The 16,287-nt window shown below is 72.4% G+C and carries 15 protein-coding genes; 8 read left to right on the top strand and 7 right to left on the bottom strand.

Annotated features, from left to right (window positions below):
- Positions 1–72: 72 nt before the first annotated feature.
- Complete coding sequence (gene mptB, locus ACFXOA_RS04960) at positions 73–1,551, bottom strand: polyprenol phosphomannose-dependent alpha 1,6 mannosyltransferase MptB (protein ID WP_385022590.1); 1,479 nt, start codon at positions 1,549–1,551, stop codon at positions 73–75.
- Positions 1,552–1,628: 77 nt separating this feature from the next.
- On the bottom strand, positions 1,629–2,912 hold the full coding sequence (locus tag ACFXOA_RS04955; protein WP_385022587.1) for a geranylgeranyl reductase family protein: 1,284 nt from the start codon (positions 2,910–2,912) through the stop codon (positions 1,629–1,631).
- Between the two features lie 96 nt (positions 2,913–3,008).
- Between ACFXOA_RS04955 and ACFXOA_RS04950 the strand changes: the two genes are divergently transcribed.
- A complete protein-coding gene (locus tag ACFXOA_RS04950; RefSeq protein ID WP_385022584.1) occupies positions 3,009–3,536 on the top strand; it encodes a GNAT family N-acetyltransferase in 528 nt (175 codons plus the stop codon).
- Positions 3,537–3,557: 21 nt separating this feature from the next.
- Here the strand turns inward: ACFXOA_RS04950 and ACFXOA_RS04945 are convergent, their stop codons facing one another.
- The gene (locus ACFXOA_RS04945; protein WP_362540965.1) at positions 3,558–4,250 is read right to left on the bottom strand and encodes a demethylmenaquinone methyltransferase; all 693 of its coding nucleotides are present in this window, start codon (positions 4,248–4,250) and stop codon (positions 3,558–3,560) included.
- Between the two features lie 122 nt (positions 4,251–4,372).
- Between ACFXOA_RS04945 and ACFXOA_RS04940 the strand changes: the two genes are divergently transcribed.
- From ACFXOA_RS04940 to ACFXOA_RS04930, 3 genes are read left to right on the top strand one after another with little or no spacing between them, the layout of a single operon-like run.
- Complete coding sequence (locus ACFXOA_RS04940; protein WP_385022580.1) at positions 4,373–4,903, top strand: SigE family RNA polymerase sigma factor; 531 nt, start codon at positions 4,373–4,375, stop codon at positions 4,901–4,903.
- 12 nt (positions 4,904–4,915) lie between these two features.
- Positions 4,916–5,725, top strand: coding sequence for a hypothetical protein (locus tag ACFXOA_RS04935; protein ID WP_385022577.1), 810 nt, complete (start codon positions 4,916–4,918; stop codon positions 5,723–5,725).
- A gap of 41 nt (positions 5,726–5,766) precedes the next feature.
- Positions 5,767–6,690 carry a DUF3152 domain-containing protein gene (locus ACFXOA_RS04930; protein WP_385022574.1) on the top strand — a complete coding sequence of 308 codons (924 nt, stop codon included), beginning with the start codon at positions 5,767–5,769 and terminating at the stop codon, positions 6,688–6,690.
- A gap of 18 nt (positions 6,691–6,708) precedes the next feature.
- Here the strand turns inward: ACFXOA_RS04930 and ACFXOA_RS04925 are convergent, their stop codons facing one another.
- From ACFXOA_RS04925 to ACFXOA_RS04910, 4 genes are all read right to left on the bottom strand, one after another.
- The gene (locus ACFXOA_RS04925; protein ID WP_385022571.1) at positions 6,709–7,356 is read right to left on the bottom strand and encodes a hypothetical protein; all 648 of its coding nucleotides are present in this window, start codon (positions 7,354–7,356) and stop codon (positions 6,709–6,711) included.
- A 7-nt stretch (positions 7,357–7,363) separates the two neighbouring features.
- Positions 7,364–8,563, bottom strand: a complete 1,200-nt coding sequence (mqnC, locus tag ACFXOA_RS04920; protein WP_385022568.1) for a cyclic dehypoxanthinyl futalosine synthase — start codon at positions 8,561–8,563, stop codon at positions 7,364–7,366.
- 72 nt (positions 8,564–8,635) lie between these two features.
- The gene (locus tag ACFXOA_RS04915) at positions 8,636–10,306 is read right to left on the bottom strand and encodes a serine/threonine-protein kinase (protein WP_385022565.1); all 1,671 of its coding nucleotides are present in this window, start codon (positions 10,304–10,306) and stop codon (positions 8,636–8,638) included.
- Between the two features lie 465 nt (positions 10,307–10,771).
- Positions 10,772–11,650: a menaquinone biosynthesis protein gene (locus ACFXOA_RS04910; RefSeq protein ID WP_362540987.1), complete on the bottom strand. Its 879-nt coding sequence runs from the start codon at positions 11,648–11,650 to the stop codon at positions 10,772–10,774.
- Between the two features lie 287 nt (positions 11,651–11,937).
- Here ACFXOA_RS04910 and ACFXOA_RS04905 point away from each other — a divergent pair, with 287 nt between their 5' ends.
- From ACFXOA_RS04905 to ACFXOA_RS04890, 4 genes are all read left to right on the top strand, one after another.
- Positions 11,938–12,141: a cold-shock protein gene (locus tag ACFXOA_RS04905; RefSeq protein WP_003967102.1), complete on the top strand. Its 204-nt coding sequence runs from the start codon at positions 11,938–11,940 to the stop codon at positions 12,139–12,141.
- 380 nt (positions 12,142–12,521) lie between these two features.
- Positions 12,522–15,494, top strand: a complete 2,973-nt coding sequence (locus ACFXOA_RS04900) for a BTAD domain-containing putative transcriptional regulator (protein WP_385022561.1) — start codon at positions 12,522–12,524, stop codon at positions 15,492–15,494.
- A gap of 194 nt (positions 15,495–15,688) precedes the next feature.
- A complete protein-coding gene (locus ACFXOA_RS04895) occupies positions 15,689–15,862 on the top strand; it encodes a hypothetical protein (RefSeq protein WP_385022558.1) in 174 nt (57 codons plus the stop codon).
- 192 nt (positions 15,863–16,054) lie between these two features.
- Positions 16,055–16,231: a hypothetical protein gene (locus tag ACFXOA_RS04890; RefSeq protein WP_385022555.1), complete on the top strand. Its 177-nt coding sequence runs from the start codon at positions 16,055–16,057 to the stop codon at positions 16,229–16,231.
- Positions 16,232–16,287 lie beyond the last annotated feature (56 nt).

Here is a 16,287-nt window from a genome sequence, read left to right as displayed (position 1 = left end):
GGCCGCCCGCCGCCGCGGGCATGCCCGCGTACATGCCTTCGGGTGGACCCGCCCCCATGGGACGGCCCGCCGTCATCCCGTGCGCAGGCCCGCTCCCGCGGGCTCCTCCACCGGCAGCCGCTGACCGGGCAGCCGCCCGTGCACCTCGCCGGCCCGCTCCCCGCGGAGCCACAGGGCGCCCGCCACGCACACGAGGGCGGCGAGCACGAACCCGAACGCCGGGGTCGACCCCGAGGGCTGGGTCTCGTAGACCAGCGCCGCGGAGAGCACGGCGAGCACCTCGCGCATCCGGCCGCCCGCTGCGGTGGCGGCGAGCACGGCCGTGCCCCAGAGCAGGTACCACGGCTGCACCATCGGGGACAGGGCCACCAGAGCCACCAGACCGAGCCCCAGCCCGTGCACCGGTTCCAGGCGCCCGGCGGCGGACCGCCACGCCAGCAGGAGGATCAGGACGACCGCGGCGGCGAGGCCCAGGTTCTGCACGGCGGTCTTGACCGGCTCCGGGTCGGTTCCCGCCATCAGCCGCAGGAGCCGGCCGAGTCCTAGACCGATGTCGCTGCTCGCGGAGAGCGCGGTGTGGATCCTTCCGGCGACGCTCTGCGTACCCACCCAGCCGAAACCGGTCCCGGCGGCCAGAGTCGTCAGCACCACCACCGCGCCGGCCACCGCGCCCGGCGCCACGAGCCCCTTCACCACACGGCGTACGGGACCTCCGGAGGCGGCCCGGCCCACCAGGACGGCGAGGAACAACAGGGCCACCGCCGCCGGTGACTTCACCATCATGGCGAGGCCGATGAGCGCCGAGCCGCCCACCCATCTCCCCCGCAGCGCGAGCAGGACGCCGGCCAGCATCAGACCGGCCATCAGCCCGTCGTTGTGGAGCCCGCCGGCCACATGCACCAGCAGCAGGGGGTTCAGCGCACCCAGCCACAGCGCGGCGCCGGGACTCCGGCCGTGCGCCCGTGCGAGACGGGGCAGCGCCCACGCGATCAGCGCCAGCGAGATCAGGGCGAGCAGCCGCATGGCGAGGACGGCGGGCACGACGGTGCCGCCCGTCGCCCAGGCGACGCCCCGCGCCAGCAGCAGGAAGAAGGGACCGTACGGGGCCGGGGTGTCGGTCCAGTGGTGGCCGACACTGGCGGCGGCGTCGCCGCCGGGCCCGGCGGGGTCGAGGACCGAGGGGCCCGCCTCGTAGACGTCATGGCCTTCGAGCACCATCGCCCCCTGGGCGATGTAGCTGTAGACGTCGGCGCTGTACAGCGGCGGCGCCAGCAGGAACGGCGCGGTCCACCACAGCAGCGTGCGCCGGCTCTCCCGTACGCCGGCTCCCGCCCTGCCGTACATCCACCAGGCGGCGACCAGCACGGTCAGCCCGCCGTAGGCCAGTGCGTGGCCCACGGCCCTGACGGCGGTGCCGTGCGGGACCCAAAGCCCCCACGGGTCGTGGGCCGGCAGCGTGCCGACGCCCCAGCCGCCCGCGACCACCGCCGCCGCCCCAGCGGCGCCCAGCAGCCGGTACCTTCCGCCGTTCCCCGCCCCGGTTGCCCGCATGGTCCGCAAACCTATCGCAGGCCTGCGGGCGGCCCTCCGGCCCGGAGGAGACGCCCACCGGGCCGGCAGATGAACGGTCAGGCCTTCGGCGCGACCTTCGAGAGGCCGTTGATGATGCGGTCCATGGCGTCGCCGCCCGTCGGGTCGGTGAGGTTGGCGAGCATCTTCAGGGTGAACTTCATCAGCAGCGGGTGCGTCAGACCGCGCTGGGTGGCGATCTTCATGACGTGCGGGTTGCCGATCATCTTCACGAAGGCGCGGCCCAGCGTGTAGTAGCCGCCGTAGGTGTCCTTGAGGATCTTCGGGTAGTGCTGCAGCGCCAGTTCCCGCTGGGCCGGTGTGGCCCGGGCCTGCGCCTGGACGATGACGTCCGCGGCGATCTGGCCCGACTCCATGGCGTACGCGATGCCTTCGCCGTTGAACGGGTTGACGAGCCCTCCCGCGTCACCGACGAGCAGCAGGCCCTTGGTGTAGTGCGGCTGGCGGTTGAAGGCCATCGGGAGCGCGGCGCCCCGGATCGGCATCGTCATGTTCTCGGGGGTGTAGCCCCAGTCCTCCGGCATCGAGGCGCACCACGCCTTCAGCACCTCGCGCCAGTCGAGCTCACGGAACGCCTTGGAGGAGTTGAGGATGCCCAGACCGACGTTGGACGTGCCGTCGCCCATGCCGAAGATCCAGCCGTAGCCGGGCAGCAGGCGCTCCTCGCCGCCGCGGCGGTCCCACAGCTCCAGCCAGGACTCGAGGTAGTCGTCGTCGTGGCGCGGCGAGGTGAAGTACGTGCGGACCGCGACGCCCATCGGGCGGTCCTCGCGGCGGTGCAGGCCCATGTTGAGGGAGAGCCGGGTGGAGTTGCCGTCGGCCGCGACCACGAGCGGGGCGTGGAAGGTGACGGGGGTCTTCTCCTCGCCGAGCTTGGCGTGGACGCCGGTGATCCGGCCGGTGCGCTCGTCCTTGACGGGCTCGCCCACGTTGCAGCGCTCGTACAGCCGGGCGCCGGCCTTCTGCGCCTGGCGGGCGAGCTGCTCGTCGAAGTCGTCGCGCTTGCGGACGAGTCCGTAGTCCGGGTACGAGGCGAGTTCCGGCCAGTCGAGCTGGAGGCGGACTCCGCCACCGATGATGCGCAGCCCCTTGTTGCGCAGCCAGCCGGCCTCTTCGGAGATGTCGATGCCCATGGAGACGAGCTGCTTGGTGGCACGCGGGGTGAGCCCGTCACCGCAGACCTTCTCGCGGGGGAACGCGGTCTTCTCCAGGAGGAGGACATCGAGTCCGGACTTGGCGAGGTGGTACGCGGTCGTCGAGCCGGCTGGGCCCGCTCCGACGACGATCACGTCCGCGCTGTGTTCGGAGAGGGGCTCGGTCACGGTCGGATCTCCCGAAGACTCGAATTCGCGTGCCGCGCGGCACAGGTCGTGTGCAGTCTATGGGGCCTGCAGACCAACCTTCCGAAGGGCTCCCTCATGTCGACATCACCGGTCACACCCCACGCCTCGGCCCCCGCCGTGCACCTCCGCGTTCCGACGGACGAGGACGCCCTGGTCTGGTACCGGGTCTTCGACGACCCGCGGGTGATGGAGTTCTTCGGCGGACGGAGCGCGGAACTCTCCGTGTACGAGGAGCTCACCGCCCGGCAGCGGCGGCACGACGCGGAACTGGGGTACTGCCTGTGGACCGTGACGGACGAGGAGGAGAACGTCCTCGGCTTCACCGGCGCGCAGCCGTGGCCGCACACGCACTACGGCCCGGTGGGCGCCACCGAGATCGGCTGGCGGCTGGGGAGTGCGGCCTGGGGCCGCGGGTACGCCACGGCCGCCGCCCGCACCACTCTGGAGCGCCTGCGGGCGGCCGGGGTGGGCGAGGTGGTCGCCATGGTCCACTCGCGCAACACCCGGTCGATGGCGGTGGCGGAACGCCTCGGGATGCGGCGGGCCGAGTCGTACCCCACCCCGCGCGGCCAGGAGGCCGTCTGCTTCCGGCTGGAGCTGTGAGACCCGGCCGTCACGGGGACGTCAGTCGCGGACGCCCCGGTGGAGCGCAACCACTCCCCCGGTGAGGTTGCGCCAGGCCACCTTCGACCAGCCGGCCTTCTTCAGCAGCGTCGCGAGGCCGGCCTGGTCGGGCCAGGCGCGGATCGACTCGGCGAGGTAGACGTAGGCGTCCGGGTTGGACGAGACCGCCCGGGCGACCGGCGGCAGCGCGCGCATCAGGTACTCGGTGTAGACGGTCCGGAAGGGGGTCCACGTCGGCTGCGAGAACTCGCAGATCACGACCCGGCCGCCGGGCTTGGTGACCCGGTACAGCTCGGCGAGCGCGGCGTCGGTGTCCTGGATGTTGCGGAGCCCGAAGGAGATCGTGACCGCGTCGAAGGTCTCGTCCTTGAACGGGAGCTTCGTGCCGTCGCCCGCGGTGAACGGCATCCACGGGTGGCGCTCCTTGCCGACCCGGAGCATCCCGATCGAGAAGTCGCAGGGCACGACGTAGGCGCCGGCCCGGGCGAAGGGCTGCGAGGAGGTCGCCGTACCGGCCGCCAGGTCGAGGATCTTCTGGGCGGGCCGCGCGTCGACCGCCCGCGCGACCTCCTTGCGCCAGAGCCGCGCCTGTCCGAGCGACAGCACGTCGTTGGTCAGGTCGTAGTTCGCCGCCACGTCGTCGAACATCGAGGCGACTTCGTGCGGCTGCTTATCCAGGGATGCTCGGGTCACCCTTCCATTCAAGCAGCCCCCCTCCCACTGCCGTGCGGCGGCGTGGAACGGCTTCAACCTTTCGGGGCCGGCGGCGCTCATAGAAGGGTGTGACGCACCTGAGACCGGGAGAAGGAGGGCGGATGTCCATCCTGCACGGCCGGGGACTGACCGGCCCCGGGGCCCATGACGACGGCTTCGAGGAGTTCGCCCGGGCGAACCAGACCCGCCTGTACCGCACCGCCTATCTGCTCTGCGGTGAGCAGGAGGGGGCTCGCGATCTGACCCAGACCGCTCTCGCCAAGATCTTCCAGCACTGGCGCCGGGTGAGCGCGGCGGACCATCCCGAGGCGTACGCGCGCACGGTGCTGACCCGCACGTATCTGGCGGAGCGCAGGCGGCGCCTGCGTGACCTCCTGGCGCACACCCCGGTCGACGTACCGAGGGCGTCCGTCGGCCCCGAACTGACCGTGACGCTGCTGGCCGCGCTCGCCGAACTGCCGCCCCGGGCACGGGCGATGGTGGTCCTCCGCTACTGGGAGGACCTGAGCGTGGAGTCGGTGGCCGAGTTGCTCCGGTGCAGCGAGTCCACCGTCAAGAGCCAGTGCTCGCGGTCGCTGGCCCGGCTGCGGGAGCAGTTGGGGCCGGCTCATGTCTACACCGCCCGGAACTGAGGAGCTTGCGTGATGAGTGACGACGCCCTGCTGGTCAGGGAAGCGATGGAGCGTACGGCGGAGGAGCTCGCCCCCCTTCCGGATCTGGTGCCCGGGGCGGTTTCCCGGGGCAGGCGGCGACGTGCGGCGGTGCGGCTGGCGCTCACCGCCGGTGTCTTCGGGACGTTGACGGTCGCGGCGCTCGGCGCGTCCGCCCTGTCCGGCGGTGACCCCGGGGCGAGTACCGCCGCGACCGGTACGGGGGTCGCGGCGGAGCCGTACCGTACGCCGGTCCACGTGGTGTCCACGCCCGGGCAGACCGAGGACGGCGGTTTCGCCGGACTGCCGGCCGAGGAGAGGCGACGACTGGAGGACTTCCAGCAACGTGCGGCGGTGGCTCTGGACGACGCCCTGCCGGACAGCGTCGGGACGATCCGCCCCGTCGACTCCTCCGTCGCTCTCTACCAGGGGGAGAAGGACGGCAGCCGATTCCTGGTGACCTTCGAGGTCCGCCCCGACGGCGGGAGGCGGGCCGAGGACTGCCGGGACGCGCCCGCCAAGGGGCTGACATGTGAGAAGGCGCAGCTGACCCGAGACGTCGAAGCGAGGCTCCGGCGCGCGGCCACGGGCTCCATGGACACGACGTCCGCCGCGATCTCCTTCGGTTTCGGGAACAGCCAGGTGCTGATCAACGTCTCTCCGGACGAGGAGAGGGGGGTTTCCGCACCCTTGACCACCCAGCGGCTCCTGGAAGGCGTACGGGAGAGCGGGCTGCTGGAGGTGGTGCGGTACGCGGACGAGCACCCGGTGCTCGGCAAGCAGGTCAGCGTGCGGGGCGGGTGACCGGCTCTCCCCGGGCGGCCATTTCGAGACGACGGACATCCATGCAGAGCGAAGACACCCATCGGATACGGACCGCCGGCGGACGCCGTGGGGACACGCGGTCCGGGCCGGCACGGCGAAGACGGGTGCGGCGACGCCGCGCGTTCCTCGCCGGGTCGGTGGCCGCGGCGGCCGCCGCGGTCCTCCTCCATCTGTCCCCGCCGTGGCAGGACGACGGCGCGGCCGTCGCCGCGAGCCGGGGGCCGGCCGGGACCTCCTCGGCTCCCGCCGCACCGCCTCCGTCGTCCGGCCCGCCGGAGGCCGCGGGCTCGCCGACCGCATCGGTGAGCCCCGAGGCTTCGGGGTCGTCGGCGGCCACGACGGAGGAGGACGGACCGCAACAGGAGGAACGTGTGGACCCGGACTCCGTCCCGGCCTCGGGTTCCGGCACCTTCACCGTGGCACGCGCGAACGCCTCGTCGCGCGGCGGCAGCCCCTACCGTGTGGAGGTCGAGAAGGGCTCCGGGGTGGAACCCGACGACGCGGCCGAGGAGATCGCGCGGATACTCGCGGACCCGCGGGGCTGGAGCAAGGGGGGCAGCCGCTCCTTCCGCCAGGTCGACGACGCGTCCGCCGGGCTGGTGATCAAGATCGGCACGCCGGGGACGACCGACAGGCTGTGCGGCCGCTACGGGTTGGACACCCATGGCGAGGTGAACTGCCGCGGCGGCGAGAACGTGATGGTCAACCTCCGCCGCTGGCTGCTCGGTTCGCCGACGTTCGACGGCCCTGTCTCCGACTACCGGGCCCTGATCATCAATCATGAGGTGGGCCACTGGCTGGGGCACGGCCACGAGACGTGTCCCGGGGCGGGCGAACCGGCCCCGGTGATGATGCAGCAGATCAAGGGGCTGAAGGGCTGCCGGTCCAACGCCTGGCCCTACGGCCGCGGGAACCGCTACCTGGGTGGTCCCTCCGTGCCCTGAGGCGCGACCGGGCGGGCCTCACCGCCCCCGGTACACCAGCCGCCCGCCGAGCACCGTGGCCACGCAGGCCGCGGCGCCGGCGGCGCGGAGCGCCGCTTCGTCCGGCACGTCGAAGACCGCGAGGTCGGCGCGGCCGCCGACGACGAGCGGGCCGTTCACCGATCCCGCCAGGTCAGCGCCGCGTACGAACGGGTCGAGGGAGGGCTCACCCGCCGGGACGTCGCCGGCCGGGAGAGCCGTCAGGCCCGCGCGCCGGGCGGCGGTGAGCACGTCCGGGAAGCCGAGGACACCCGCGACATGGGTGGTGCCGTGGCGCAGCATGCGCTGGAGTCCGCGCCGTACGCTGCCCGCCCGGCGGCGCTCGTCCGGCAGACCGCCGGTCAGCCCCTCGAAGTCGTGGTCGGTCAGCGGTAGTTCGCCGAGCTCGTCCGCCTCGCGTGGGTCCGGATGGTAGCGGCGGGTCAGCAGCTCCGCCCCGTCCCACTGCCGCAGCCCCGGTGTGAGGACCCCGGGCCAGCGGCGCACCCGGGCCGCCGGGTGTGCGGCCACGACCGTGTCGTACGGGCCGACGGCGGCGATCCGGTCGCCGTCCACGGCGACCGCGCCCCCGGGAACGGCTGCCGCGCCGACCGGGAGTACCAGCGGCGCGGCGTGAACGGTCAGCACTGCCAGGTCAGTTGGCGTCGAGGAGCTTCAGCTCCGGGTGCGCGGTGCCGCCGGCGATCGCCGTGGAGGAGATGTGCGAGACGACGCGCTCGTCGACCGGGTCGTTCGCCGGGTCGTCGTGGACGACCAGGTGCTCGTACGTGGTGGCCCGCTGGGCGGGGACACGCCCCGCCTTGCGGATCAGGTCGATGATCTCGAGCCGGTTCGAGCGGTGCTTGGCGCCCGCCGAGGAGACGACGTTCTCCTCCAGCATGATCGAGCCCAGGTCGTCCGCGCCGTAGTGCAGGGACAGCTGGCCGACCTCCTTGCCCGTGGTCAGCCAGGAGCCCTGGATGTGGGCGACGTTGTCGAGGAAGAGCCGGGCGATGGCGATCATCCGCAGGTACTCGAAGAGCGTGGCCTGGGTGCGGCCCTTCAGCTTGTTGTTCTCCGGCTGGTACGTGTACGGGATGAAGGCCCGGAAGCCGCCGGTGCGGTCCTGCACGTCGCGGATCATCCGCAGGTGCTCGATGCGCTCGGCGTTGGTCTCGCCGGTGCCCATCAGCATGGTGGAGGTGGACTCGACACCGAGGCCGTGGGCGATCTCCATGATCTCCAGCCAGCGCTCACCGGACTCCTTGAGCGGGGCGATGGCCGTGCGCGGGCGCTCGGGCAGCAACTCGGCACCGGCGCCCGCGAAGGAGTCGAGACCGGCGGCGTGGATACGCTCGATCGCCTCCTTCGCGGAGACTCCGGAGATGCGGGCCATGTGCTCGATCTCGGAGGCGCCGAGGGAGTGGATGACCAGCTGCGGGAACGCCTTCTTGATCGCGGAGAAGTGCTCCTCGTAGTACTCGACGCCGTAGTCCGGGTGGTGACCGCCCTGGAACATGATCTGCGTGCCGCCGAGTTCGACGGTCTCCGCGCAGCGGCGCAGGATGTCGTCGAGGTCGCGGGACCAGCCCTTGTCCGTGTCCTTGGGCGGCGCGTAGAAGGCGCAGAACTTGCAGGCCGTCACGCAGACGTTGGTGTAGTTGATGTTGCGCTCGATGATGTACGTCGCGATGTGCTCCGTACCGGCGTACCTGCGGCGGCGCACCGCGTCGGCCGCGGCGCCCAGCGCGTGCAGCGGTGCCGACCTGTACAGGTCGAGCGCCTCCTCAGGGGTGATCCGCCCGCCTGCGGCGGCGCGGTCGAGGACGGGCTGAAGGTCGGCCTTCTCGGTCACCGGGCTGTCACCTTTCGGCGGTTCTACTACGGTTCCACGGACCGATCCAGCCTACGCCAGCCCTTTCCCGGCTCAGCCGTCGGACCGGGTGAGCGTGCCCGTCGGCGTCCCGGCGGCCTCCTCGTGGGACTCGTAGCGCAGGCTGTCACCGGACAGCAGGGTGAAGACGAGGTCGGCTTCGCCCCCTGTGCACAGGGCACCGGTCCTGGCATCGGGGTCGGCGCGCTCGCGGACCTTCAGCTCGGTGGCCGTACCGGAGACGAGGGTGCCGACGGCCTTGCAGACGACGGTCGTGCCGAGGGCGTCGAAACGGTAGGACAGCCTGACCACCTCCGCGCCCCTGGGCCCTTCGACGAAGACGGCGGTGACGGTTCCGTGCGGGGCACCGCTGCGTTCGGTCGCGGAGCCCTTCCAGGTGCCGGCGAACGCCGTGGGCAGCTCGCTCACCGGCGCGGAGGATGCCGGTTCGGAGGGGGCGGGGGTGCCTCCCGGAGCCTCGCCGGCCGGGCCGGTGCTCCGGGTGGCGGAGGGCTCCCGGGCGGCGTCACTGCGACGGCCGTCGTCACCGCCGCCGCCGGTGAAGAGGTCGCTCATGGTCGCCACACCGATGGTCACCGCCGCGAGCGCCCCGGCGACGGCCAGCGCGACGGTGCAGCTGACTCGTCGGCCTCGGCGCTGTCCCGTCCGGGGGCCGGAGTCCGTGGAGACGGCGATCCGCGGCCCCTGGGGGCGCCCCCCGGGCGGGTCGGCCGGTGCGGGTGGCACAGGGGGGCCGAAGGAGCCGAGCGGCGCGGCCCCCAGCGAGGCGTTGCTGAACGGCACCGGCCCCGACCGCACCGGTCCGTCCTGCGGTTCCAGGTCCAGCAGGGCGACCGCGGCGCTGCTGACCTCACGGACCAGCGGTCCCGGGAGCCAGCCAGGGGCGACCAGAGCTGAGGCGCCGCCGGGTGCGAGCCGGCGGGCGATCTCGGCGGGTGCGGGGCGGGCCGCGGAGTCCTTGGCGAGGCACCCGGCCACGAGGTCCCTCAGCTCGCCTTCCAGGTCGCCGAGTTCGGGCTCCTCGTGGACCACCTTGTAGAGGAGTACGGCGGAGGAGTCTCCCGGGAAGGGCGCGGTTCCGGTCGCGGCGTAGGCGAGGACCGCCCCGAGCGAGAACACGTCGGCCGCTCCGGAGATGTCCTGCCCTCTGATCTGCTCCGGTGCCATGTAGCCGGGCGAGCCGACGGAGACGCCGGTGGAGGTGAGCGAGACGGTGGCGCCCAGCGCCCTGGCGATGCCGAAGTCGATCAGCCGGGGCCCGTCGAGGGCGAGCAGGACGTTGGACGGCTTCACGTCCCGGTGGATCAGTCCGTGGGCGTGCACCGCGTCGAGCGCCTCGCCCAGTCCCGCGCCCAGGGCCCGCACCGCGTACTCGGGCAGCGGCCCGTGGCGGGTCACCGCGTCGGAGAGAGCGGGCCCGGCGACGTACCCCGTGGCGACCCACGGCACCGCGGCGTCGGGGTCGGCGTCCAGGACCGGCGCCGTCCAACGGGCGCCGACCTGCCGGGCCGCCTCCACCTCGCGCCGGAACCGGGCGCGGAACTGCTCGTCGAGGGCGTAGTGGGGGTGGACGACCTTGACCGCGACGGTACGTCCGCCCGCGCTGCGGCCCAGATAGACCCGGCCCATCCCGCCTGCGCCGAGCCGGCCGAGCAGCCGGTAGGCGCCGATGGTGTGCGGTTCGCCGGCTTCCAGCGGCTGCATACGGTCTCCCCCTGTGGACCCGTGACCCCGCAGGGCAGCCTAAGGGCGCCCGCCCCGCGGGGTCACGGAGACCGCTTCATCCGATACCGCCCCTATGGGTATGAAACAGGGATTTCGCCCCACGGAAAGGCGTGAATACACCGCCGACGCCGCCGCCGGGGGTTCACCGGAGAGAAACGGGAAGGGCGCCCGTAAGTCGTCCGCCATTCCTCCCGCGGACGCACCGTATCGATCTCACCGGTCGTGGAACTCCGCCCCATTTCCCCTTTACGGGGTGACGGAATCCCCGTCCCCCCGCCGCCTCGCGGAAAGGAGCCCCGGCCATGGTCCGGCCGGCGGAAGGCGCGGTAAGCGGGAGAGAGGGGAGAGCCGGCGGAGAGGCCCCCGGGAAAGCGCGGGAGGGTGCGGGAAAGCGGCGGGAAGGGCGCGGAAACCGCTCCCCCCGCCTTTCCCGCGCAGCCCGTGTCAGCCGCCGAGCAGTTCGACGTGGACGTCCGCCGGGTAACCGGTGGTGGGGCCGGTCCGCCGGGCGAACTCACGGACCCCCGCCAGCTGGTCGGGGCCGAAGCGGAAGTCCAGGGTGGTGAAGTAGCGCTCCAGCACCTCCGCGTCGAACGCCTCCCAGCGCGCCGCCTGCTCGGCCACCTTGGTGACCTCCTCCAGCGACAGGTCTCGCGAGGCCAGGAACGCCTCGTGGACCTTCTCCACGTACTCGGGATGCGAGGCCAGATAGTCCTTGCGCGCCGCCCAGACCGCGAAGACGAAAGGCAGCCCGGTCCACTCCTTCCACATCGCGCCCAGGTCGTGGACCTGCAGCCCCAGCCGGGGCGCGTCGTGCAGGTTGGCCCGCAGCGCCGCGTCGCCGATCAGCACGGCCGCGTCGGCCTCCTGCATCATCAGGCCGAGGTCCGGCGGGCAGGTGTAGTAGTCGGGGGCGACGCCGTACCGCTCGGACAGCAGCAGCTGGGCCAGGCGTACGGACGTGCGCGAGGTCGAGCCGAGGGCCACCCGGGCCCCGTCCAGCTGCTCCAGCGGTACCTGGGAGACGATCACGCACGACATCACGTCGCCGTCGCAGCCGACGGCGATGTCGGGAAGGGCCACCAGGTCGTCGGCGTTGCGCAGGAACTCGACCAGCGTCACGGGACCGATGTCGAGATCGCCTGCCACCAGCTGCTCGCTGAGTCTCTCCGGGGTGTCCTTCGAGAGCTCGAGATCGAGCAGGGTCCCTGTCCTCGCCAGCCCCCAGTAGAGGGGGAGGCAGTTCAGGAACTGGATGTGGCCGACGCGCGGCCTGCTGCGACGGTCGTCGCCTTCTACGGGAGAGACGGTTGAATTGTCCACATCGCGAGGCTAGACCTGCCCTCCCCGGCACGGCGCATCGGGTCACCCGAGCCGCCTTCCGGAGACCTTGTCCGTCACCTCTCCGACAGGCCCGTCAAACATCCGGGTGAAGTGATCTTTCCCTCTACCGCTCCCCGCGTACTGCGTGCTAGGCTCGCCCGCAAGTTGCAGTTTGGTTTCCCTTGCAGTACAGAGCCTGCGGAGCATGTAACCCGCAGGCTTTTGTAGTTTTCAGACTTGTTTGCAGGTTCTGGAGCAGGGCAACCCTTTGGCCCAAGGAGGGCTTTATGGCTACCGGAACCGTCAAGTGGTTCAACGCTGAAAAGGGCTTCGGCTTCATCGCCCAGGACGGCGGCGGCCCGGATGTCTTCGTCCACTACTCCGCGATCAACGCGTCCGGGTTCCGCTCCCTCGAGGAGAACCAGGTCGTGAACTTCGACGTCACTCAGGGTCCCAAGGGTCCGCAGGCTGAGAACGTCACCCCGGCCTAGTTGCCCGGGTCGGCCGATCGCGGCCGAGTGAGCTTCACCCAAGGAGCCCCGTTCCCCCGTTCCGGCGGAGGAGCGGGGCTCCTGCCCTTTCCGGGGAACGGGCTTCCGGAAGCCCGTCTCCGCAAGCCCCGTCTCCGGAAGCCCGTTTCCGCGGACGGGCCCGTTCCGGAGCTCGCGTTCGACGGCCGCCTACCGGATTCGTCGCTTCCGGAGGTCTCCGGGCCGTCCCCGCGATTCCATTCTTGTTCAGGCCCTGTGCAGAGCGTCACCCGATGCTGACGAGCCGGCCCGCAACAGTGCAGACTGTTGAACCCGACACCGGCGTGCCTCCGCACAGCCGGATCGCCGGGAACGGTGGGCCGAGCAGGACAGGGGGCAGCATGGGCCGCGACAAGGGACCGGGTGAGCGCGTTCCGGAGCAACGCGCTCCTGAGGAACACGCGGCCGACGGACCTCTGCGCTTCACCGTCCTCGGCCCCGTACGCGCCTGGCGCGGCGGCGAGGCCCTGCCCGCGGGTTCACCCCAGCAGCGTGCGCTCCTGGCCGCGCTGCTCCTGCGCGACGGCCGCACCGCGACCGCAGCCGAGCTCATCGACGCCCTCTGGGGTGACGACCCTCCGTCCCAGGCCCTGGCCACCGTACGGACGTACGCGTCCCGGCTCCGCAAGACCCTCGGCCAGGACACGCTGGTCAGCGAGTCCGGAGGGTACGCCGTCCGCATCGGGCGTCCGGCCCTCGACCTGACACTCGCTCAGGTTCTGTCCGCCGAGGCGGAGAAGGCCCGCGCAGGCGGCGACCGTGCGCGGTCCCGGGCGTTGATCAACGAACTGCTCGGACTGTTCGACGGCGAACCGCTCGCCTCCCTCCCCGGCCCGTACGCGGAGAACCAGCGCACCAGGCTGGAGGAATGGCGCCTCCAGCTCCTCGAGACCCGGCTCGACCTCGACCTGGAAGCCGGCTGCCACGCGGAGGCCGTCTCCGAACTGACCGCTCTCACCGCGGCGCACCCGCTGCGCGAACGGCTGCGGGAACTGCTGATGGTCGCCCTCTACCGCAGCGGCCGCCAGGCCGAGGCGCTCGCGGTGTACGCCGACACCCGCCGACTGCTCGCGGAGGAACTCGGCGTCGATCCACGCCCCGAGCTCGCCCAGCTCCAGCAGCGGATCCTGCGGGCCGACGAGGAGCTCGCGCGCCCGGCCGGTGAGCCCGCCCCCGCGTCCGCCCCGGTGCGACCGGCCCAGCTCCCCGCCACCGTCGAGGACTTCACGGGCCGCGCCGCGTTCGTACGGGAGCTCAGCGACCGGCTCGCCACCGCCGAGGGGTCCGTCATGGCCGTCTCCGCGCTGGCCGGCATCGGCGGCGTCGGCAAGACCACCCTCGCCGTGCACGTCGCCCACCTGGCCCGCCCGCACTTCCCGGACGGCCAGCTCTACGTCGACCTCCAGGGCGCGGGCAACCGGGCGGCGGAGCCCGAGACGGTCCTCGGGGCGTTCCTGCGCGCCCTGGGCACCGCCGACTCCGCGATCCCGGATTCCCTGGACGAGCGGGCCGCGCTCTACCGGTCCACCCTCGACGGCCGCCGCGTCCTGGTCCTGCTCGACAACGCCCACGACGCGGCTCAGATCCGGCCTCTGCTCCCCGGCACCGCGGGCTGCGCGGCGCTGGTCACCAGCCGTGTCCGGATGGTCGACCTGGCGGGCGCGCACCTGGTGGACCTGGATGTGATGTCCCCGGAGGAAGCCCTTCAGTTGTTCACCCGCATCGTCGGCGAAGAGCGTGTCCGCGCCGAACGCGAGGCGGCTCTCGACGTGGTGGCGGCGTGCGGGTTCCTGCCGCTGGCCATCCGGATCGCGGCCTCCAGGCTGGCCTCACGCCGCACCTGGACGGTCTCCGTACTGGCGGCGAAGCTCGCCGACGAGCGCCGCCGCCTCGACGAGCTCCAGGCCGGCGACCTGGCGGTGAAGGCTACCTTCGAACTCGGCTACGGCCAGCTGGAACCTGCCCAGGCCCGCGCCTTCCGCCTGCTGGGCCTCGCGGACGGTCCGGACATCTCCCTCGGCGCGGCGGCGGCCCTGCTGGACGTGGACCCCCACACGGCGGAGGACCTTCTGGAGTCCCTGGTCGACACCAGCCTTCTGGAGTCGGCGGCCCCGGGCCGCTACCGCTACCACGACCTGGTGCGGCTCTACGCGCGTGCCTGCGCGGAGCGCGACGAGGAGCCCACGTCGGGACGGGAGCCGGCCCTGTCCCGGCTGCTGGACTTCTACCTGGCGACGGCTGCGGGGGTTTACGCGCTGGAGCGGCCGGGGGAGCGGGTACTCGACCACTTCGCGCGCACCGAGTACCCCGGACTCACCTTCCAGGTCCGGGAGACGGCACTGGACTGGCTCTTCTCCGAGTCCAGCGGGCTGCTGGCCTGTGCCGCCCAGTCGGCCGGATCGGGCCGTGCGCGGCGCGCCGCCGACCTCCTCATGGCCGTGGTGGATCTCGGTGAATCCGGGGCGAACTCCCACCAGTTCGCGACCGCGGCGAAGGCGGTGAGCGAAGCGGCGAGGACATCGGGCGACGCGCAGGCCGAAGGCCGGGCCCGCACGATGCTGACGCATGCCCTCAGCGTCTCCGGCCGGTTCGCGGAGGCCGAGACCGAGGCCCGGCGCGCGCTGGAGCTCGGACAGATCGCCGACGACCCCGTCTCACTCGGGCAGGTCCCGAACCAGCGCGGGATCATCGCTCTGTACGAGAACCGGCACGGCGACGCCGAGGACCACCTGAGCGAGGCGCTGGCCGCGTTCCGCGCGGACGGCAACAAGCCCGGCGAGGCCTCGGCCCTCTGCAACCTCTCCCGTGTCCACCTGGCCACGGGAAGGACGGCGAGCGCCGTGGACCTCGCCCAGCAGGGCGTCGGCATCTACGAGGCGGACGTCTCAGGTCTGGCCCTGCGCCTCGCCAACGGGAAGTACGCCCTGGGACTGGCACTCACCGGCACGGGGCGGACCGATTCCGCGCAGGAGGTGCTCACCGAGGCCATGTCGATCTTCCGCGACAGCCGGCAGCAACTCTGGCACGGGATGACACTGTTCAGGCTGGCCGAGCTGCACCTCGCCATCCGTCAGCCCGCCCACGCCGCCTCGCTCGCCGAGCAGGCGCTCGTGATCCTCCGTGGCATCGGCGGCGAGTGGCGGCGCGCGAACGTACTCACCGCGCTGGGCCGCGGCCTCGCGGGCGTAGGCCAGACGGACCGCGCCCAGGTCTGCTGGAACGAGGCACTCTCGATCTACGACGACCTGGACTCACCCGAGGCAGCCGCCGTGCGTGAACTCCTGACCCCCGCCCCGGTCGCCGAGGTCTCCTGACCGCCGTTCATCATTCGTTTATCGCCTGGCGGCACTCTCTACTCATCGATCCGTCGCGTCGGGGGGCACACGGATCGGCGAGTGGCCGCACCGTTAGGGTGATCGGCCCTGGGAGGGCCCACCCGGCGATCCACGGGGGAACCGCCGGGTGGACCCTTCATCCGCAGCCACCAGATTTCCAGGAGTTGAGCTTCATGGCCGACAAGAGCGACATCCTCAAGCCGGCGGACGCGCACGCGACCGACGAGGAGATCACCACGCTGGACGCCCACGCCACCGGCTCGCCGCTCAAGCCGGCCGACGCCCACGCCACCGGCGCGGACCTCACCACGCAGGACGCCCACGCGACCGGCGAACCCGCCAACTAGGTTCATTCACCCGCAGGGAGCGGCCGCGGCGGCGCGGAGGGGGAGCCGTCGCGGCCGCTCCGCATCCGCGGCGGCTCCGGGGATCGTGCCCCGGCTCGCTTCCCGTACGTCGCCGCGTCGCCATGGTCCCTCTCCCGCCGATGCCACGCCCCGCGTGACCGGCCACGCACCCACCCCACCACAGGAGTCGTAGTGAACATCACCCGGAAGACGCTCGTGGCCGCCGCCTTCGCGGTAGCGCTCGGCCTGGGCTCGGCCGTCCCCGCGGCGGCCGACACGCACGCGACCGGCGGAACCCCGGTGACCACGCAGAACATCCACGCGACCGGCGGGACCCCCGTCACCGCTCAGAACATCCACGCGACCTGAGCCGACCCGGCACAGGTCCCGGACCACGGCCGGTGCGGTCGCCTCGTACGGGGTGA

The organism is Streptomyces sp. NPDC059166 (assembly GCF_042755185.1).
Lineage (GTDB): Bacteria > Actinomycetota > Actinomycetes > Streptomycetales > Streptomycetaceae > Streptomyces.
This window is presented reverse-complemented; position numbering and strand designations above follow the sequence as displayed.